General features: G+C 38.9%; 23 protein-coding genes. 22 read left to right on the top strand and 1 reads right to left on the bottom strand.

What is annotated here, in order from left to right:
• The first annotated feature begins 143 nt into the window (after window positions 1–143).
• The 6 genes from OE105_RS06530 to OE105_RS06505 all read left to right on the top strand — a co-directional run bounded on the left by OE105_RS06530 (window position 144) and on the right by OE105_RS06505 (window position 4,420).
• Complete coding sequence (locus tag OE105_RS06530) at window positions 144–602, top strand: QcrA and Rieske domain-containing protein (RefSeq protein ID WP_275422116.1); 459 nt, start codon at window positions 144–146, stop codon at window positions 600–602.
• A 6-nt stretch (window positions 603–608) separates the two neighbouring features.
• Entirely contained in the window at window positions 609–1,283 is a 675-nt protein-coding gene (gene qcrB / locus OE105_RS06525) for a menaquinol-cytochrome c reductase cytochrome b subunit (protein ID WP_275421945.1), read from the top strand.
• 67 nt (window positions 1,284–1,350) lie between these two features.
• Complete coding sequence (locus OE105_RS06520) at window positions 1,351–2,124, top strand: menaquinol-cytochrome c reductase cytochrome b/c subunit (RefSeq protein WP_275421944.1); 774 nt, start codon at window positions 1,351–1,353, stop codon at window positions 2,122–2,124.
• A gap of 92 nt (window positions 2,125–2,216) precedes the next feature.
• Complete coding sequence (gene lhaT, locus OE105_RS06515) at window positions 2,217–2,810, top strand: lipoprotein heptaprenylglyceryl N-acetyltransferase LhaT (protein ID WP_275421943.1); 594 nt, start codon at window positions 2,217–2,219, stop codon at window positions 2,808–2,810.
• A 71-nt stretch (window positions 2,811–2,881) separates the two neighbouring features.
• A complete protein-coding gene (locus OE105_RS06510) occupies window positions 2,882–3,697 on the top strand; it encodes a sporulation protein YpjB (RefSeq protein ID WP_275421942.1) in 816 nt (271 codons plus the stop codon).
• 42 nt (window positions 3,698–3,739) lie between these two features.
• Entirely contained in the window at window positions 3,740–4,420 is a 681-nt protein-coding gene (locus OE105_RS06505) for a zinc metallopeptidase (protein WP_275421941.1), read from the top strand.
• 272 nt (window positions 4,421–4,692) lie between these two features.
• Here the strand turns inward: OE105_RS06505 and OE105_RS06500 are convergent, their stop codons facing one another.
• Window positions 4,693–5,565, bottom strand: a complete 873-nt coding sequence (locus tag OE105_RS06500) for a YitT family protein (RefSeq protein WP_275421940.1) — start codon at window positions 5,563–5,565, stop codon at window positions 4,693–4,695.
• A gap of 227 nt (window positions 5,566–5,792) precedes the next feature.
• On the opposite strand from OE105_RS06500, the gene OE105_RS06495 reads away from it, so the two are divergent.
• The 16 genes from OE105_RS06495 to OE105_RS06420 all read left to right on the top strand — a co-directional run bounded on the left by OE105_RS06495 (window position 5,793) and on the right by OE105_RS06420 (window position 18,638).
• Complete coding sequence (locus OE105_RS06495) at window positions 5,793–6,137, top strand: nucleotide pyrophosphohydrolase (protein WP_275421939.1); 345 nt, start codon at window positions 5,793–5,795, stop codon at window positions 6,135–6,137.
• Entirely contained in the window at window positions 6,130–6,939 is an 810-nt protein-coding gene (gene dapB, locus OE105_RS06490) for a 4-hydroxy-tetrahydrodipicolinate reductase (protein ID WP_275421938.1), read from the top strand. The genes OE105_RS06495 and dapB overlap by 8 nt, the downstream gene beginning before the upstream one ends.
• Before the next feature lie 19 nt (window positions 6,940–6,958).
• Window positions 6,959–7,378 carry a methylglyoxal synthase gene (gene mgsA / locus OE105_RS06485; RefSeq protein WP_275421937.1) on the top strand — a complete coding sequence of 140 codons (420 nt, stop codon included), beginning with the start codon at window positions 6,959–6,961 and terminating at the stop codon, window positions 7,376–7,378.
• An 87-nt stretch (window positions 7,379–7,465) separates the two neighbouring features.
• Window positions 7,466–8,608, top strand: a complete 1,143-nt coding sequence (gene bshA, locus OE105_RS06480) for an N-acetyl-alpha-D-glucosaminyl L-malate synthase BshA (RefSeq protein WP_275421935.1) — start codon at window positions 7,466–7,468, stop codon at window positions 8,606–8,608.
• Window positions 8,601–9,788 (top strand): CCA tRNA nucleotidyltransferase, encoded by a 1,188-nt coding sequence (locus OE105_RS06475; protein ID WP_275421934.1) that lies wholly within the window; start codon window positions 8,601–8,603, stop codon window positions 9,786–9,788. Before bshA ends, OE105_RS06475 begins: the two co-directional genes overlap by 8 nt.
• The gene (locus tag OE105_RS06470) at window positions 9,785–10,738 is read left to right on the top strand and encodes a biotin--[acetyl-CoA-carboxylase] ligase (RefSeq protein ID WP_275421933.1); all 954 of its coding nucleotides are present in this window, start codon (window positions 9,785–9,787) and stop codon (window positions 10,736–10,738) included. The genes OE105_RS06475 and OE105_RS06470 overlap by 4 nt, the downstream gene beginning before the upstream one ends.
• A 261-nt stretch (window positions 10,739–10,999) precedes the next feature.
• Entirely contained in the window at window positions 11,000–11,854 is an 855-nt protein-coding gene (panB, locus tag OE105_RS06465; RefSeq protein WP_275421932.1) for a 3-methyl-2-oxobutanoate hydroxymethyltransferase, read from the top strand.
• A complete protein-coding gene (panC, locus tag OE105_RS06460) occupies window positions 11,832–12,689 on the top strand; it encodes a pantoate--beta-alanine ligase (RefSeq protein ID WP_275421931.1) in 858 nt (285 codons plus the stop codon). Before panB ends, panC begins: the two co-directional genes overlap by 23 nt.
• A 64-nt stretch (window positions 12,690–12,753) precedes the next feature.
• Window positions 12,754–13,143, top strand: a complete 390-nt coding sequence (gene panD / locus OE105_RS06455; protein ID WP_275421930.1) for an aspartate 1-decarboxylase — start codon at window positions 12,754–12,756, stop codon at window positions 13,141–13,143.
• A 242-nt stretch (window positions 13,144–13,385) separates the two neighbouring features.
• Window positions 13,386–13,556, top strand: a complete 171-nt coding sequence (locus tag OE105_RS06450) for a YpmA family protein (protein WP_275421929.1) — start codon at window positions 13,386–13,388, stop codon at window positions 13,554–13,556.
• A 16-nt stretch (window positions 13,557–13,572) separates the two neighbouring features.
• The gene (locus OE105_RS06445; RefSeq protein ID WP_275421928.1) at window positions 13,573–14,079 is read left to right on the top strand and encodes a cell wall elongation regulator TseB-like domain-containing protein; all 507 of its coding nucleotides are present in this window, start codon (window positions 13,573–13,575) and stop codon (window positions 14,077–14,079) included.
• Window positions 14,080–14,094: 15 nt separating this feature from the next.
• Complete coding sequence (locus OE105_RS06440; protein WP_275421927.1) at window positions 14,095–15,279, top strand: pyridoxal phosphate-dependent aminotransferase; 1,185 nt, start codon at window positions 14,095–14,097, stop codon at window positions 15,277–15,279.
• A gap of 101 nt (window positions 15,280–15,380) precedes the next feature.
• Window positions 15,381–16,673: an asparagine--tRNA ligase gene (gene asnS / locus OE105_RS06435; RefSeq protein WP_275421926.1), complete on the top strand. Its 1,293-nt coding sequence runs from the start codon at window positions 15,381–15,383 to the stop codon at window positions 16,671–16,673.
• A gap of 128 nt (window positions 16,674–16,801) precedes the next feature.
• Window positions 16,802–17,506 (top strand): DnaD domain-containing protein, encoded by a 705-nt coding sequence (locus OE105_RS06430; protein ID WP_275421925.1) that lies wholly within the window; start codon window positions 16,802–16,804, stop codon window positions 17,504–17,506.
• A gap of 11 nt (window positions 17,507–17,517) precedes the next feature.
• On the top strand, window positions 17,518–18,174 hold the full coding sequence (nth, locus tag OE105_RS06425; protein ID WP_275421924.1) for an endonuclease III: 657 nt from the start codon (window positions 17,518–17,520) through the stop codon (window positions 18,172–18,174).
• Window positions 18,171–18,638, top strand: a complete 468-nt coding sequence (locus OE105_RS06420) for a YpoC family protein (protein ID WP_275421923.1) — start codon at window positions 18,171–18,173, stop codon at window positions 18,636–18,638. Before nth ends, OE105_RS06420 begins: the two co-directional genes overlap by 4 nt.
• The last annotated feature ends 16 nt before the right edge of the window (window positions 18,639–18,654 follow it).

The following is an 18,654-nucleotide window of genomic DNA, read 5'->3' as shown; positions in this document are numbered from 1 at the left end:
CGATTTAGGGAATTTTGATAATTGCGTCGATTGATTATTTCGATTATGATGAAAATGTCTTGTTAACGAAAACAGGGGGGATTGGATTGGAGAAACAGGACAAACAACAAGTGACGAGAAGGCAATTTTTAGTCTATACGTTAATGGGAGTAGGCGGATTTATGTTATCATCTATAACCCTTCCCAATTTGCGATTTGCTGCTGACCCAGTTTTACAGCCTAAGGAAGGCAGTGACTTGATTAATACAAATCTGAAGGTGGATGAATTAACGAACGAACCGAAAAAAGTGGAATTTTCTTTTAAACAAAAAGATGGTTGGTACGAAAAAGAAACGACCCAATTTGCTTGGGTATATAAAGATGAAAACGGGGAAATCATCGCCCATTCGCCCGTTTGTAAACATTTGGGATGCAATGTGGAATGGAACAGTAGTGAAAATCATCCGAACATGTATTTCTGTCCTTGCCATAAAGGTTTGTATTACAAAGATGGGGAGAATGTACCGAATACACCACCGAGGGCTCCGCTCGATCGATACGATTATGAAATTCGAGACGGTTACTTGTACTTAAGTACCCGAGCAAAAGAGGTTAAGGGGTGATGATGGATGTTAACGAAATTGTATGATTGGATTGATGAGCGTTTAGATATTACCCCGTTATGGAGGGATATTGCTGATCACGAAGTACCCGAACACGTCAACCCAGCCCATCATTTTAGTGCTTTTGTTTATTGTTTTGGGGGGTTAACATTTTTCGTTGTTGTGATCCAGATTTTGTCAGGGATGTTTTTAATGATGTATTATGTCCCCGATGTGGAACGGGCTTGGGAATCCGTTTATTATTTGCAAAATCAAGTCGCTTATGGACAAATCGTTCGGGGAATGCATCATTGGGGTGCGAGTATTGTGATCGTAATGATGTTTTTACATACTTTACGGGTGTTTTTCCAAGGCGCTTATAAAAAGCCACGGGAATTGAACTGGATTGTAGGTGTACTCATCTTTTTCGTCATGTTAGGGTTAGGTTTAACAGGTTACTTACTTCCGTGGGATATGAAAGCGGTTTTTGCTACGAAGGTAACGTTAGAAATTGCCCAGTCCACTCCACTAATTGGGGATCTTTTAAAAACATTATTAGCCGGTGATGAGCATATTATTGGTGCCCAGACATTAACACGGTTTTTCGCCATTCACGTATTCTTTTTACCTGCAGCATTACTCGTATTAATTGGACTTCATTTCTTAATGATTCGGAAACAAGGAATTTCGGGACCGCTATAATATGCGGGTCATTTCTGTGAACGTAGTCATTCGTTTGCTTGTGTGAACAAAGGAGGGGGAAGAATTTATGCATAGAGGAAAGGGAATGAAATTCGTAGGAGATTCCCGTGTTCCCGCGAGTCATCGAAAACCGAATATTCCGAAAGATTATTCGGAATATCCAGGGAAAACGGAAGCCTTTTATCCCGATTTCTTATTAAAGGAATGGATTGTCGGTGCAGTTTTTTTAATAGGTTTTCTTTGCTTAACCATCGTTGAACCGGCACCATTGGAAAGAATAGCAGATCCAACGGACACGACGTACATCCCACTTCCCGATTGGTATTTTATGTTTTTGTATCAATTGTTAAAATATTCCTACGCATCTGGTGATTACAATTTTTTGGGTGCTTTTGTTATACCGGGACTGGCTTTCACGGCCCTATTATTAGCTCCTTTTCTTGATCGAGGTCCGAAAAGAAGACCAAAGGATCGCCCGATTGCTACCGGTTTTATGTTGTTAGCTGTAGCGGCAATTTTTTACTTGACTTGGGAAGCGATATCTACCCATGATTGGGAAGCTGCTAAAAGGCAAGGGGAGATTAAAGAAATTGTTGAAGTTGACAAATCACATCCGGGTTATGAGGTATATCAACAACAAACATGTATATCTTGCCATGGGGGGAACTTAGAAGGGGTTGGAACGAATCCCGCATTGACCGGTATAGATCGAACAGCCGATGAAATTAAAGACATCGCAGTAAATGGAATCGGCAGTATGCCTGCTAATATTTTTAATGGAACGGAAGAAGAATTAGAGCAATTGGCTGAATTTATCCTTAGTGTTAATGAAAGTGAATGAACCGACGGGTGCTACGTCGGTTTTTTTTACACTCCCATTTTTTTCAAAAATGTTTATAATAAACATATAAACGAATAATGGAGTGAATTTGCTTGGCAAAGCTTCAGTTTTTATTAACAGACCGTTCTTTTTTAACTTTATTATTGATCGTAAATATCATTGGAACGATGTATGGATATATATGGTATGGTAATCAATTAGCTGAAACCCCTTTGATTTTTATCCCCTTTGTTCCAGATAGTCCGACAGCCAGCCTTTTTTTTGTGTTTGTCTTAATCGCGTTTTTGCGAAAAGACCATTGGCCGCTCATGGAAGCTTTGGCGTTGATCACCCTATTTAAGTACGGGATTTGGGCTGTGGTGATGAATATTCTCACTTTGTATGTATCAGGATATTTACCTTGGGAAGGATACATGTTAATCGCTTCCCATTTTGCGATGGCACTACAAGGATTGTTATACTCCCCGTATTATCGAATGAAAATCAAACATTTATGTATTGCCGGATTATGGACGCTACATAATGATATAATCGACTATGTGTTTTTCATGTATCCTCGATATCGATCCTTGGACGAATATATTCCACAAATCGGCTATTTTACTTTTTGGCTAAGCATTGCTTCTATCGGTATTGCTTATTATTTCAGTCTTCGAACAAAAAGAAAAGATTTGAACGTGATTTAGCAGAAAAAATTTGGTCTACTCTTGTCCACCCTTACATAAATTGAAATAGGTATATGTAGGGGGGACTATAGATGAAGGGAATCGTCGTTCTAATCATAACTGTTATTTCCGTCTTTTCTTTAAACGTACCTATTTACGCTAACAATGATCAGGGAGAATTACCCACGATCGATCAGATGGCTGATGAAGCCCTCTACTTCGCCAAATTAAAACGGTACGAAGAAACGAAAATGATTGTCAATAAAATGGGGGAACTGATTGATACATTCGAATACGATGAGCTCCCACTAACGGTGGATGAGCAAAGAATATTACGGGTTGCCTTTTTTCAAGCTAAGAAATTATTAGAATCGGACCAAGTAGACGAAGATGATCTCATAAGAGTTTTGACAAAATTTCGTTTAACAACCGACGCCTTGGCCACAGAACACGATCCTCTCTGGTTTGACATGGAATCCGTTATTATGGAAACCCTCCAAGATGCAAAAAAATCAGTAGATAATAAACGACAATTTCAAGGAGCCTTTCAAGCCTTTTTAAAGATTTATGACACCGTTTATCCGGGAATCATTCTCGATGTTCCAATTGAAAAAGTAAAAATCGCCGATGCACAAATTCAATACTTAGAGCAAAACGCCGACTCCTTACTTGTAAACGGGGAATTGTCCATTGAGTTGGAAAAATTGCAAAGCATGGTTCAGGCCCTATTTCATAACTATCATAAAGATGAAGCGGATCCTTCCCTTTGGTGGGTCATTATTTCTACGGGAGGCATGATTATTTTAACATTAACGTATGCAGGGTGGAAAAAATATAAAGGTGAGAAGATGAAACGGAAGCAGTTGAAAAGTAGCAAAAATATTGACTCTTCGTCTTATATTGAATAAGATTGATAATAAATAGAAAATAGAATTTACAGGAGGTAGTCGATGGTCGAGTATTTAATATACTTTATGATTATTTCTATCATCCCCATTTGGGCAAGTGTAAGGGTGAAAAATACGTACAATCAGTTTCAACGAGTGGCTAATTCCACCGGTGCTACCGGATATGAAGTAGCTAGACGAATTTTGGATGCGAATGGATTATATGATGTACGTATTGAAGAATATAGCGGATTTTTAAGTGATCATTATGATCCAAGAACGAAGACCGTTCGTTTATCTTCAGCGAATTATCGAGGTAATTCTGTTGCTGCGGCTGCAGTTGCCGCCCATGAAGTCGGTCATGCATTGCAAGATCAAGAGGATTATGCATTTTTACGTTTTCGCTCATCCCTTGTTCCAGTTGCTAGTTTTGGATCGAACGCATCCTATATTCTATTGATTTTAGGGATGATCATGCAATTTTATGAAATGATTCTTCTCGGAATCGTTTTAATGGCAGCAGCTGTCCTTTTCCAAGTTGTCACGTTACCGGTGGAATTCAACGCCTCAAGTCGGGCGATGGATCAGGTCGTTTCATTAGGCTTGATACGTAATGAAGAGGAAAGAGGTGCCCGAAAAGTTTTAAATGCCGCTGCTTTGACATATGTAGCCGCCGCTGCTGTCGCCTTATTGGAATTGTTACGTTTCGTCCTCATGTTTGTCGGAATGAGGGGAGAGGAATAAATAATTCTATAAAAGAAGAATTTCACACGATTTTATAAAAAAGGGACTGTCCGTTCAGTTCCTTAGTTTTTGAAGGGAAAGATGACGGCGACTCTAGCGGGAACAGCACGAGCCGAAGATCCAACAGGCGAGCTTGCGACGTGCCCGCGGAAAGCGCCGTTATCGAAATGATATCAATCGAATTTAAAATGCGAAGAAAGGGGCAGTTCATTTTGAACAGCCCCTTTCCCTATTATCGACTATTTATCTGAAGTGCGAACTCCTTATCTTTTTTATCGCTCGATTGGATTTTTATTTTCATCGAGGGTAAAACCTTCACCTAGTACGTCGTGGACGTTAGATATCGTAATAAAAGCATGGGGATCGACCGAATTAACTAAATTTTTCAAAGAACCGAGTTCGTTTTGAGCAACTACACAGTACAACACGTTTTTTGTCTTTTTGGAATAAAATCCACGACCGTGTAGGACAGTTACTCCCCGATTTAAATCGCTAATGATTCGTTTTCCGATTTCCTCATGTCGGTCGGATACGATAAACGCGCCTTTTGCAGCATAAGCTCCTTCTTGAATAATATCGATTACTCTCGCAGCGATATATACAGCAACGAGGGTGTACATCGCTTGTCTTGGATTCAAATAGGTGATAACTGACAACGTAATGACACTCGTATCGAATATGAACATGGTTTTTCCAATCGACCAACCGATATATTTTTGTACTAAACGGGCAATGATATCAACGCCCCCCGTTGTCCCACCATTTCGAAAAATGATTCCAAGTCCAATCCCGATAAAAACACCAGCAAATAAGGCCGCTAAGGTTAAATCTCCATTTAATGGAATTTCGTACTGATACCGTTGGAAGATCTCCAAAAATATGGAAACAGCTACTGTTCCAATGATTGTATAGTAAAAGGTGCTCCTTCCTAAATACTTCCAACCTAAAAAAAATACGGGGATGTTTAATATCAAATTGGAAAAGGAAGGATTGATATGAAATAGGAAATATAATAATAAAGTAATTCCAGTAAATCCTCCCTCTGCTAATTGATTTTGCATATTAAAATGAACGAGCCCAAATGAAAAAATGGCAGCACCAAGTAGAATGAAGAATATATTTTTGAATTTTAGTTGTATTTTCATAATTCTTTTCCTTTCCGTATACAAATAAACTTTTGAGAATGGATTATGTTAAATGATTGCGATTCTAATTATATGAGAATATTAATTGATTCGCAATATGGGAGAATATAGGGAAAAAGAATCGACCGTCCCTTTCCCTTTCAAATATAGTTTTACTTCTATTGTGGATGGGAAAACTGATATACTAAAAATAAACGTGTACAAAAATTGGAAGTTGGAGGAATTCGATGAAAGACAAAACTGTAAAACAGTTGCAACAAGAAGTGGATGCATATATTCGTCAATTTAAAGAAGGTTACTTTAATCCACTTGCATTAGTTGCTCGATTGACAGAAGAGCTCGGTGAACTGGCAAGGGAAGTAAACCATTATTATGGTGAAAAGCCGAAAAAACCGACGGAAGAAGAAAAGACGATTAAAGAAGAACTCGGAGATCTGCTATTTGTGATTATTTGCATGGCCAATTCTTTACATATTGATTTGGAAGAAGCTCATAATGAAGTAATGGAGAAATTTGCAACGAGGGATGCAAACCGTTGGACAAGAATTAAAAAGGATGATCGAAATGAATAAAGTGATAAAAATCGTTGTTACAGGCCCAAGGGGGAAAATGGGACGAGAAGCAATTCGAATGATTACGAACACCAAACAGTTTCAGTTAGTGGGTGTAATTGATCGGAATAATAACGGAAAAGGATTATCAGAAATTGTGTCGATGGAAGACCAAGGTCAAGATTGTTCCGTTTTTACCGATGTCAATCAATGTTTGAGGGAAACGAAACCCGATTGTTTATTGGAATTATCGGTGGCAGATGCGGCATATGAACACGCTTTGGCTGCGATTCAATTCGGCGTACGTCCCGTCATTGGTACAACCGGGCTAAGTCAGGAACAGTTGGCGGATATTGAAAGGGAGGCAAATGAAAACAAAATCGGATGTATTGTCGCCCCAAATTTCGCCATTGGTGCCGTACTGATGATGAAGTTTGCTGAGATGGCTGCAAAACATTTTCCAGATGTGGAAATTATCGAGATGCACCATGACGAAAAAGTCGATGCGCCGAGTGGAACCGCCTTAAAAACTGCAGAAATGATTCAAAGACAAAGGCAAGAAAAACAGCAAGGTCACCCGAAGGAAATAGAGAAACTGTCCGGTGTAAGGGGCGGGGATTTTGATGGGATGAAAATCCATAGTATTCGCCTACCTGGTCTTGTAGCCCATCAACAAGTGTTATTTGGTTCTGTTGGAGAAACGTTAACGATTCGCCACGATTCTTACAATCGGACGTCTTTTATGACCGGCGTGAAAAAGGCTGTGGAAACGGTGATGCATGTCGATTCCTATATATATGGTTTGGAAAATATTTTAGAGTAAATCGGATAGGGGGACGCTCATGAATATTGCACTCATAGCCCATGACAAGAAAAAGGATGACCTCGTTCGTTTTGTCACTGCATATCAACCGATTTTTGAAAAACATACGTTATTTGCCACTGGAACGACAGGTCTAAGAATTCAAGAAGCGACGGGACTTGCTATCCATCGTTTCCAATCGGGACCATTAGGGGGAGATCAGGAAATCGGTGCGTTGATTGCAAAAAACGAAATGGATTTAATTATTTTTTTCCGCGATCCATTAACAGCACAGCCCCATGAACCAGATGTGTCCGCATTAATTCGTCTGTGCGATGTATATCACATCCCATTGGCGACAAATATGGGAACAGCGGAAGTTTTGATTCGCGGTTTGGAAAAGGGAGATATCGATTGGCGGTCATTTTTAAAGGGAAAGCGACCAAAATTTGAAAAATAATTGAACATGGGTAAATACTGACCCTTTAATCACGGCTGTTAACGTACGAATAAACGGGGAAAAAATGACTATGTAAGGGGAGAGATAATGGGGATAAAAATGGGAATCGTTTGTTATCCAACGGTTGGAGGATCAGGAATCATCGCAACCGAATTAGGTCAACTGCTTGCAGAAAGAGGGCATGAAATCCATTTTATTTCTTCGGACATGCCCTTTCGATTGAGAAAAATATATCATAACATCTTTTTTCATCAAGTAGCGATCAATAAATATCCGGTATTTCATGATCCACCGTATGATATTCAACTGGCAAGTAAAATCGCAGAAGTGGCACAGAGGGAACATTTAGATGTAATCCATGCCCACTACGCAATCCCCCACGCCTTTTGTGCCATCATTGCTAGACAAATGGCGAATGTGGATTATAAAATCGTAACGACGTTGCACGGAACGGATATTACGGTACTCGGTCAAGATCCGACATTGGCAGTCGCCATTCGCTTTGCCATTGAAAACTCCGATGCTGTCACTGCGGTTAGCAAAGCATTGGTCGAAGAAACGCATTCATTAATTCAGCCGAATAAACCGATTACCCCCGTGTACAATTTCGTCGATGAACGGGTTTATCGGGAAATGGATTGTCAACATTTAAAAGCGGAATACGGAATTCAAGATGAAAAAGTGATTATTCATGTGTCTAATTTCCGTGCGGTTAAACGGATTTCTGATGTAATCCGTGCTTTCTCAAAGATTCGTAGTGCCATTCCTTCAAAATTACTCCTCGTTGGTGACGGTCCAGAAATGCATACGGCCATTCAATTAACAGAAAATCTAGGATTGGAACAAGATGTTCTTTTTTTAGGAAAACAACAAAATGTGGAAGAATTATACGGAATTAGCGACTTAATGCTTCTACTTTCAGAAAAGGAAAGTTTCGGCCTCGTTTTATTGGAAGCGATGGCCTGTGGAGTTCCATGTATTGGAACGAATATCGGTGGAATTCCGGAAGTCATCGATCATGGAGCGAACGGTTATTTATGTGAAGTGGGGGATATTGATTGTGTGAAGGCTTATGGGATAAAAATATTACTCGATGACGTACTTCGAGCCCAATTTATAAATCATGGATTGAAAAAAGTTGCTACCGTTTTTTCTTCTGAGAAAATTGTGAACCAATACGAATACCTTTATTATCAAACATTACAGATGGATGGGAAGGAAAATGATTGAACCATTTCAAAAAGCTAGACCTTTATTAAATCAAATTGAACAAGCTGGATTCGAAGCATATTTTGTAGGTGGATCGGTTCGAGACTATTTATTGAATCGGCCGATTGAAGATGTGGATATTGCAACGAGCGCACTACCTACAGAAATCAAATCGATTTTTCCAAAAACCGTCGATGTCGGTATTGAACATGGGACGGTACTCGTTTTATATGGTGGAGAAAGTTATGAAATTACGACTTTTCGGTCGGAAGGAAATTATGAAGACTTCCGCCGACCGAAAAATGTTACCTTTATTCGTTCGTTAATGGAAGATTTGAAAAGAAGGGATTTTACAATCAATGCTATCGCTATGACAAAGGAAGGGGAATTGATCGATCCTTTTTTTGGTCAAGAGGATTTGAAAAAGCAATTGATCCGAACCGTTGGAAATCCGAAGGAACGGTTTCAAGAGGATGCGCTTCGGATGATGCGAGCCATTCGATTCGTCAGTCAATTATCCTTTTCTTTAGAAGAAAATACGGCAAAAGCGGTGGAAGAACACGGTCATCTATTAGAACATATTGCCGTGGAGAGAAAGCTGATCGAATTTAAAAAATTGTTAAATGGTACAAATAGAACAGAAGCCCTTCGTCATCTCGTTCATTTGCAGCTGCATCGGTATTTACCCGGTTTGAACAATTACGCCAAACACATCTTAAAAATTTCTACTTACTTCAATTCATCCCAATTAAAAGGTGATGATTTTTGGATTTTATTCGGAATTACGGCCCGATTAAATCAGCTGGAACCTTTATTAAAACAATGGAAATTATCAAATAAAGAAATTAAAACCATTCGTACCGTTTATGAAGCATATAAAGAGAGAAAAAAGAAAAGGGAATGGACGAAAGAATTGATTTTCCAATTTGGACCGGAGATCTGTATTCGGGCGGAACACATTTTTTGCACGGTTCGCGGAGGAAAATCATTTCAAGAAGGGGAAAAAATAAAGGAGCTGTATCAATCCCTTCCAATTAAAAGTCGAACCGAATTGGCTGTAACAGGTAACGATTTAATGGCTTGGGAATCGAAAAAAGGTGGTTCTTGGATTAAAGAAACGTTAGAAAGGATTGAACGGGCGGTCATTTACGGTGAAGTGAAAAATGAAAAGCAAGCCATTAAGGAGTGGTTGTATTCGTGAATAACCAATTGCAACTTGTCGTCGATTCCTTTTTGAAAGCAGATGGAAATATGTTATCGATGGAAGAACTGAAGGAAAAAGGTTGTATCTCGTCCCTTGATCAATTTGGATCCAATTATCGGTTGGAGCAAATGGGTGATTACGGTTATCGATTAATAAAAGAACAATTGCTTTTTACCCAACAGCGATTTACGGAAACTGTCCAAACGGAATTCATCGGGAAACAGGTTTATTTTTTTGACACGGTTTCATCAACCCAAAGAATTGCGAAGAAATTGACAATGAATCAAGTAGAAGAAGGAACGATGATTATTGCAGAAGAACAAACGGACGGTAGGGGAAGAATGGCGAGAAAATGGCATTCACAAAAAGGGGGGCTTTGGTTCAGTTTCATCGTAAAACCAGAGATTCCAATTGCCACTGCTCCCCAATTAACGTTGTTGACGGCGGTTGCTGTCGTTCGAACTATCGAAGATCTTCTCCCCCTTCATCCGAAAATAAAGTGGCCAAATGATATTTTACTCCATGGAAAAAAAGTATGTGGAATATTGACGGAATTACAAGCGACCGATGGAAATATTGAAGCTGTCATTATCGGTGTCGGTTTAAATGTAAACCAGCAAAAGGAAGCATTTCCGGAAGATATAAGAAAGAAGGCTACGAGTATTTCTTTGGAAACGGGGATGATCGTAGATCCAATTTCCCTTCTAAAAGGTTTTTGCTTCCAGTTTGAACAGTTATACAAATTATTTCTTCAACACGGATTTCAGCAAATTAAAAATATGTGGGAACAATCTTGTGAAACGATTGGAAAGGAAGTAACGGCAACGACCTTTAAAGGAACGGTAAAGGGGGAAGCCTTCGGTATTTCCGATGAAGGTGCTTTATTACTAAAAGAAAAAGATGGGAGCGTCTTACGAATATTCTCTGCTGATATCGATGGATCCTAAAGGAGTCGGAGAAATTCCGTTATATCGTTGCCACTTTATCGTAAAAATTTGGTATAATCAATGAAAGAGGAAATGGAACTGCACCATTCGGGCGGTATCCTACGTCTTTAATCGGTTTTCAAACGAAAATTGTGGACAATTTTTCTGCCTGTAGCCTTGTTAGGACCGGGACGGAAGGATATGGAAGACTATGTAAAATCCTTCTGCGAAAAGAAGGATTTTTTGTTTCATTTCCTCTTGAAATATGAGAGGAGGATTTGGATGAAAACGACAAAGGATTTTTTACAAATGAAAGAAAACGGTGAAAAAATAACGATGATCACCGCATACGATTATCCTTCTGCTAAATTAAGTGAAAAAGCAGGTGTAGATCTAATTTTAGTCGGTGATTCATTAGGGATGGTTCAACTTGGTTACGAATCGACCGTTTTTGTAACGATGGATGATATGGTCGTTCATACGAAGGCTGTAAAAAGGGGAGCAAAAAACACCTTTATCGTCGCTGATATGCCCTTTGCAACATACCATACATCGGACGAAACGGCTTTAAAAAATGCATTGCGGCTTTATCAGGAAGCGGGCGCCCATGGGGTGAAGGTGGAAGGACCTGATGTGATGGATAAAATCCAATTATTTACTAAAACAGGCATTCCTGTCGTCGCCCATCTCGGTTTAACTCCCCAACAAATTGGTATTCTCGGCACGTATAAAGTTCAAGGAAAAGAATGGGAAGAGGCACAAAAATTAATTGAAGATGCGAAAAAATGTGAGGAAAACGGTGCCTTTGCCCTCGTTTTAGAATGTGTACCGAGACAATTGACGAAAAAAATTGCAAAAGAGTTATCCATTCCGGTAATTGGAATCGGTGCCGGAGTTGATGCGGATGGTCAAGTCCTCGTCTATCATGATTTAATTGGTTACGGTGTCGACCGACTAGCAAAATTTGTTAAACCGTATGGGAACGTTCAAGTGGAAATCATCTCAGCGATTGAACAGTATATAAAAGATGTAAAATCCACCCGTTTCCCTGAAGAACGCCACACGTATACGATGAAAGATGAAATCGTCGACCGTCTTTATGGGAGGGGAACAAATGAAAATAATTCGTTCGATTAAAGAGATGCAAAGGATCAGTAAAAACTTGCGGGAAAGTGGAAAGAGTATCGGTTTTGTCCCAACGATGGGATATTTGCATGAAGGGCATCTCGCTTTAATCAAAAAAGCGAGGGAAGAAAATGACATCCTCGTTTTAAGTATTTTTGTCAATCCCCTCCAATTTGGGCCCGAGGAAGACTTTCATTCCTATCCAAGGGATGAAAGACGGGATTCGGAACTTGCGAAAGAAAATGGAGTCGATTTTTTGTTTTTTCCATCCATTCAAGAAATGTACCCGCAACCGATGACGACGACGATTAAAGTGAAGGAACGAGTTGACGTTTTATGCGGACGAAAACGGATTGGTCATTTCGATGGTGTGGCGATGGTCATTACAAAATTATTCCATATTGTCCAACCAGACCGGTCATATTTCGGGTTGAAAGACGCTCAACAAGTCGCCGTCATTGAAGGACTAATACGGGATTACAACTTTCCGATTCAGTTACGGACGGTTGAAACGGTAAGGGAAGATGACGGTCTCGCTAAAAGCTCTCGCAATGTATATTTGACAGAAAAGGAACGACGACAAGCGAAATATTTATATCAATCCCTTTTATTTGGGAAGGATTTGATTGAAAAGGGGGAACGGAATCCCTCCGTAATTATCGAAAAAATAAAATTCTATTTGTCCGATCGGATTGAAGGAGAAATTGACTATATTGAATTGTATTCATTTCCACAATTAAAACCGATCAACGTTTTGAAAAAGAAAGTAATCATCGCTTTAGCTGTCCAGTTTTCAAAAGCCCGATTAATCGATAACGTCATTTTGGATATCCCTGACGGTGCTTAAATTCTTGTGTATCGAAAAAATTGGGATATCAATACAAAAAGGTGAGTTTAACGGGGGGAAACATATGTACAGAATGTTTATGAAAGCAAAGTTACACCGAGCGACTGTAACAGAAGCAAATTTGAATTATGTGGGAAGTATAACGATCGATGAAGATTTGTTAGATGCGGTCGGAATGGCACCGAACGAAAAGGTACAAATTGTTAATAATAATAACGGTGCTCGTTTCGAAACATACATTATTCCTGGGAAAAGGAAAAGTGGTACCATTTGCTTAAATGGTGCTGCAGCAAGACTCGTTCAACCGGGTGATGTGGTGATTATTATTTCCTATTGTCTTTTACGAGACGATGAAGTTAAACACCATCGTCCAAAGGTTGCAATTTTAAATAAAAGAAATGAAATTGTCGAAATGATCGATGGAGAACGGGAGCAGACCGAAATCGAAGAATAAAAATATGAAAGGAAAATTTTTAATCAGCTGTTCAAAAAATGGACAGCTTTCTTTTCTTCTGTGAATTTTGCAAAATGGAGTATTAAAGGTATAATAAAAAAATGGATCACAATTTTTTCGTAAAAAACCGTTTTTTCACTTCTTATGAAAACTGAAAATATACTTTAAAGCTTTAGAACGCATACATATGGATATCAACATTAGAAAAGGGTTGAATCGATTTTCGGAAGGAGAAATGGTAGATGGAAAATAAAATGGAAATATTGTCTTCCATCAAAATTGATTATTCGGATCAATTGTATAAAATGGTTGATTTGTTGAATCGAACATTGAAAAAGGAAGGATTTATTTTCGGGCTAGCGTTGGATCAGGAAGATGGTAATAAAGCGATATTTACCATTTATCGAGCATAAGGCGGGTGAGAAGCAGTTGAAAAAAAAGCGGCGGGTTTTTTTGTTTCTCCTTTTGATGATAGTACTAAGCCTTTTGTTCGGTTCGATTATCCTTTATCAAACAGCTGTCGATGGAATCAAATCGGATAAAGAAAAAGCGAGGGAATTTGCGTTACGGGAAACGGAAATGGTTACGGTCGACCATGTTGAATGGTTTCACTATAAAGAAGCATACTATGTTGTATTTGGAAAAACGAAGGAAGATCAGGACATAATCGTCTGGATTCCTAAAGAAGATTTCAAAAATTTCTTCGTAAAAATGGCAGATGAAGGTCTTTCCGAAAAAGAAGTAATCGAACTTTTATACAATGGTTTAGATCATTTTTCTACCGATGATTATCCGAAAGAAATTATACGAGTGAAGCTTGGAATCGTCGATGATTTTCCCGCATATGAAATTACTTATATCGATCAGAAAGACCGCTATAGTTTTATTTATATCGACTTTTACAAAGGTGAATGGTACCGGGTTTATCATCTATAAATGGGAGGGGTTTATATGAAACTAGCGAAACGTTTACAATCACTAACACCATCTTCTACGTTAGCCATTACAGCGAAAGCGAATGAATTAAAGGCAAAAGGGATCCAAGTTATCGGTTTAGGTGCGGGGGAGCCGGATTTTAATACGCCAAAACATATTATCGATGCAGCGTACGAAGCGATGTTATCTGGTAAAACGAAATATACGCCATCCGGTGGTTTAGTAGAATTGAAGGAAGCGATTATCGATAAATTTAAAAAGGATCAAAATCTATCCTATGATTTATCAGAAATCATCGTCACAAGCGGTGCGAAACATGCCCTTTATACCCTTTTCCAAGTTTTGTTGAATGAAGGAGACGAAGTCATTATTCCGATCCCGTATTGGGTCAGTTACCCGGAACAAGTAAAATTGGCGGGCGGTGTTCCCGTATATATTGAAACGACGGAAAAAGACGAATTTAAAATTACTCCGGAACAATTGTTGAAAAAAATTACGCCTAAAACTAAAGCAATCGTATTAAATTCGCCAAATAATCCGACGGGGGTTATTTATCGAAAGGAAGAATTAGAAGAAATCGGCAAAATTTGTATCGAACACGATTTAATCATTGTATCTGACGAAATATATGAAAAATTAGTTTATGGCGATGAACAACATATTTCCATCGCTTCCTTAGGGGAAGCATTTCAAAAGCAAACGATAATCATCAATGGGGTGTCCAAATCCCATTCCATGACCGGTTGGCGAATTGGATATGCTGCCGGTAATCAACAAATCATTAAACAGATGACCGCATTAGCTAGTCATAGCACTTCCAATCCGACGACACCTTCCCAATATGCTGCGATCGCTGCTTATAAAGGGAGCCAGCAACCAGTGGAAGAGATGCGTTTGGAATTTGAAAAACGATTAAATCTTGCAATGGAAAAATTAATTGAAATTCCTGGCTTTTCGATTATTAAACCCCATGGGGCCTTTTATCTATTCCCGAATGTAAAGGAAGCAGCCGAGCGTTGCGGATTCGAATCGGTGGACGACTTTGCAAAAAGCTTATTAGACAAAGCACAAGTGGCTGTTATTCCTGGTTCAGGATTCGGTTCACCGGATCATATCCGCCTATCTTATGCGACAAGTCCAGAATTAATCGAAGAGGCGATCGAACGAATTGGAAAATTTGTACACGATCATTGGAAGTAATGTATTTGGAACAGAAAGGAACATTGCCTGCCATTTTTTTCGGTTGTATAATGAAACATATGTAAGTTACAAGTTGAAGCAAATGTTTTGGAGGGAAAAAAGTGAAAGTTACAATACGCGAAATCAACAAATATGTCGATCAAGAAGTAACGATCGGTTGTTGGCTTGCCAATAAACGATCAAGTGGGAAAATTGCATTTTTGCAATTGCGTGATGGAACTGGATTTATCCAAGGGGTTGTCGTTAAAAACGAAGTGCCCGATGACGTATTTCAATTAGCCAAAACCGTTACGCAAGAATCCTCCCTTTACATAACAGGTATGGTTCGAATTGATGAACGGTCTCCCTTCGGATATGAATTATTGGTAAAGGATATCGAGTTAATTTCCGAATCCCATGATTATCCGATCACACCAAAGGCGCATGGTACGGAATTTTTAATGGATCATCGTCACCTTTGGTTACGGTCGAAACGGCAACATGCCATTATGGTTGTTCGGAATGAAATTATTCGGGCAACGTATGAATTTTTTAACGATCGGGGTTTTATTAAAGTTGATCCTCCGATATTAACCGGTAGTGCTCCGGAAGGAACGACGGAACTATTCCATACGAAATATTTCGATGAAGACGCTTATCTTTCCCAAAGCGGTCAATTGTATATGGAAGCAGCAGCGATGGCCTTGGGAAAAGTATTTTCCTTCGGTCCAACCTTTCGTGCGGAAAAATCGAAAACGAGACGTCATTTAATTGAATTTTGGATGATTGAACCGGAGATGGCCTTTTACACATTCGAAGATAATTTGAAACTTCAAGAAGAATACGTATCGTACCTCGTCCAGTCCGTATTAAAAAATTGCAAGCTGGAATTAAACACATTAGGAAGGGATCTATCTAAACTCGAAAATATTCAAGCACCTTTCCCGCGTATACATTATGATGATGCGATCAAATTTTTACATGAAAAAGGATTTGATGATATAAAATGGGGTGATGATTTCGGTGCACCCCACGAAACAGCGATAGCCAATTCCTTCGATCGACCGGTTTTCATCACCCATTTTCCAAAGGCGATTAAACCCTTTTATATGGAACCAGACCCGGATCGGGAGGACGTCGTTTTATGCGCGGATTTAATCGCTCCAGAAGGATATGGTGAAATTATCGGAGGTTCGGAACGGATTCACGATTATGAATTATTGAAACATCGTTTGGATGAATATCATTTACCCCTCGATACGTATCAATGGTATTTGGATTTGCGCAAATACGGATCTGTACCCCATTCCGGATTTGGACTAGGTTTGGAACGAACTGTTGCTTGGATTACTGGAACGGAACATGTTCGAGAGACGATTCCATTTCCAAGATTATTAAATCGTTTATACCCATAATTGATAAGGTAACCGATTCGTTCGGTTGCCTTTTTCATTCGAATCAATGTTGAACGAAATCCGATTTAAAACTATATATTTATCATCCTTTTTTAATTCATGATATACTAGTTTTGAGGTGCGTACAGATGAATAAAAATTTGATTGTTTCGTTGATGAAGGATGGGGTTGTAACGATTCCTTCATTTTTATTTCAATATTATAAACGAATCGGTTTATCGGATATCGAATGTATGTTAATTTTGCATCTGCAAATTTTTTTGGAAGAGGGGAATGAATTTCCGACACACGAACAATTATCTAGTAGAATGCTACTCGATACAGATCAATGTTCCCAAACCCTTGCTTCGTTAATTCAAAGGGGATATTTGGCGATTGAAAAGGGGCGTTCGGATACCGGGATATATTATGAAAAATACTCCCTTGATCCCCTGTGGAATAAATTGGCAGACTATTTGCTTTTACAAGAAAAGGAAATGGAAAGGGAACGAAAAGAGGAAGAAGAACAGTCCATTTATACGATTTTTGAACAGGAATTTGGTCGACCCTTATCGCCTATTGAATGCGAAACCATCGCCATGTGGCTCGACGAGGATGGACATAGCACTACCATAATTAAAACCGCCTTAAAGGAAGCTGTGCTGTCGGGAAAACGAAATTTTCGCTATATCGATCGAATTTTATTCGAATGGAAAAAAAACGGAATCCAAACGGTAGAACAAGCATTGGAACATGGGAAAAAATTTCGTATGCACCAACATAAAACGAAACCAGATGTCAATAAGAAAAAGGATTCGTCAAATGCTCCCTTTTATAACTGGTTAGAAAGTTAAGGAGAGAGATTATGTTAACGAAAAAAGAAATCCGTTTCTGTTTAGATGAGATGGGTAAAATGTTTCCGAATGCCCATTGTGAATTGATCCATCGAAATCCTTTCGAATTATTAATTGCTGTCGTCTTATCTGCTCAGACGACCGATGCTTCTGTAAATAAAGTGACAAAAACATTATTTCAAAAATACAAATCACCTCAAGACTATATCGTAGTGCCGTTAGAGGAACTCCAGCAGGATATTCGTTCGATTGGACTATATCGAACAAAGGCGAAAAATATTCAAAAACTATGTAAAATTTTGCTTGAACAATATAACGGTCAAGTGCCGAAAAGCTTGGAACAATTAATGGAACTACCTGGTGTTGGACGTAAAACCGCCAATGTCGTCCGCTCAGTCGCATTTGGTATCCCTGCCTTTGCTGTAGATACCCATGTGGAACGGGTCAGTAAACGGCTCGGTATTTGTCGGTGGAAGGATTCCGTTTTAGAAGTGGAAATGACGTTGATGAAAAAGGTGCCGAAAGAGGAATGGTCGATTGCGCATCATCGAATGATTTTTTTCGGTCGTTACCATTGTAAAGCTCAGAATCCGGATTGCTTAAATTGTCCCCTTTTATCCATTTGTCGGGAAGGAAAAAAACGGACGAAAGGATTGAAGGAAAATTGAAAAAGGTACCAGAATTGGACGATCCTTTATTTTATGTTGAAAAGTTTTTACCGAAGGATTTTTTTTTACCGGATTACGATTATTACGTTTTTCATTCTTCCCAACAACCTTGGCTGGAAGGGGAGAAAGCATTGAAGGAGATCTTAAAGCAATGGGAGGAAAACAAAAGGGTGCTTGAACCCCTTTTCAAGCGGCGGGAAACGGAAGAAGTGAAAAAGGTGATGATCGCATCCATCGCTCTTTTTTTACAATATCTTTTTTGGTCAAATGAACAACCGGTTAATTTAAATGTATTAAAAGATCAAGTTAACCAATTGAAAGTAAAACCGATCAATGCAATGGAAAGGCTCGGTTTTATTATGAATCGTCCGATGCTTCACCATTCATACATCCAATTAAAGGAATTATTCGTTGAGCAAGAAAAAGCTTATTATAAATATTTAACGATCAAAAAACGTTTATAATCTGTCATTCGATACG

Source organism: Fervidibacillus halotolerans (assembly GCF_026547205.1).
Classification (GTDB): Bacteria; Bacillota; Bacilli; order Bacillales; family Caldibacillaceae; genus Fervidibacillus; species Fervidibacillus halotolerans.
Note: the sequence above shows the minus strand (reverse complement) of the source record. Positions and strands in the feature narration are given on the sequence as shown.

Bases quoted from the DNA above. Each gene is read 5' to 3' on its own strand.
- OE105_RS06530 (WP_275422116.1), top strand. From the start codon at position 144: ATGGGAGTAGGCGGATTTATGTTATCATCTATAACCCTTCCCAATTTG.
- qcrB (WP_275421945.1), top strand. From the start codon at position 609: ATGTTAACGAAATTGTATGATTGGATTGATGAGCGTTTAGATATTACC.
- OE105_RS06520 (WP_275421944.1), top strand. From the start codon at position 1,351: ATGCATAGAGGAAAGGGAATGAAATTCGTAGGAGATTCCCGTGTTCCC.
- OE105_RS06510 (WP_275421942.1), top strand. From the start codon at position 2,882: ATGAAGGGAATCGTCGTTCTAATCATAACTGTTATTTCCGTCTTTTCT.
- OE105_RS06505 (WP_275421941.1), top strand. From the start codon at position 3,740: ATGGTCGAGTATTTAATATACTTTATGATTATTTCTATCATCCCCATT.
- OE105_RS06500 (WP_275421940.1), bottom strand. From the start codon at position 5,565: ATGAAAATACAACTAAAATTCAAAAATATATTCTTCATTCTACTTGGT.
- OE105_RS06495 (WP_275421939.1), top strand. From the start codon at position 5,793: ATGAAAGACAAAACTGTAAAACAGTTGCAACAAGAAGTGGATGCATAT.
- dapB (WP_275421938.1), top strand. From the start codon at position 6,130: ATGAATAAAGTGATAAAAATCGTTGTTACAGGCCCAAGGGGGAAAATG.
- mgsA (WP_275421937.1), top strand. From the start codon at position 6,959: ATGAATATTGCACTCATAGCCCATGACAAGAAAAAGGATGACCTCGTT.
- bshA (WP_275421935.1), top strand. From the start codon at position 7,466: ATGGGGATAAAAATGGGAATCGTTTGTTATCCAACGGTTGGAGGATCA.
- OE105_RS06475 (WP_275421934.1), top strand. From the start codon at position 8,601: ATGATTGAACCATTTCAAAAAGCTAGACCTTTATTAAATCAAATTGAA.
- panB (WP_275421932.1), top strand. From the start codon at position 11,000: ATGAAAACGACAAAGGATTTTTTACAAATGAAAGAAAACGGTGAAAAA.
- panC (WP_275421931.1), top strand. From the start codon at position 11,832: ATGAAAATAATTCGTTCGATTAAAGAGATGCAAAGGATCAGTAAAAAC.
- panD (WP_275421930.1), top strand. From the start codon at position 12,754: ATGTACAGAATGTTTATGAAAGCAAAGTTACACCGAGCGACTGTAACA.
- OE105_RS06450 (WP_275421929.1), top strand. From the start codon at position 13,386: ATGGAAAATAAAATGGAAATATTGTCTTCCATCAAAATTGATTATTCG.
- OE105_RS06440 (WP_275421927.1), top strand. From the start codon at position 14,095: ATGAAACTAGCGAAACGTTTACAATCACTAACACCATCTTCTACGTTA.
- OE105_RS06430 (WP_275421925.1), top strand. From the start codon at position 16,802: ATGAATAAAAATTTGATTGTTTCGTTGATGAAGGATGGGGTTGTAACG.
- nth (WP_275421924.1), top strand. From the start codon at position 17,518: ATGTTAACGAAAAAAGAAATCCGTTTCTGTTTAGATGAGATGGGTAAA.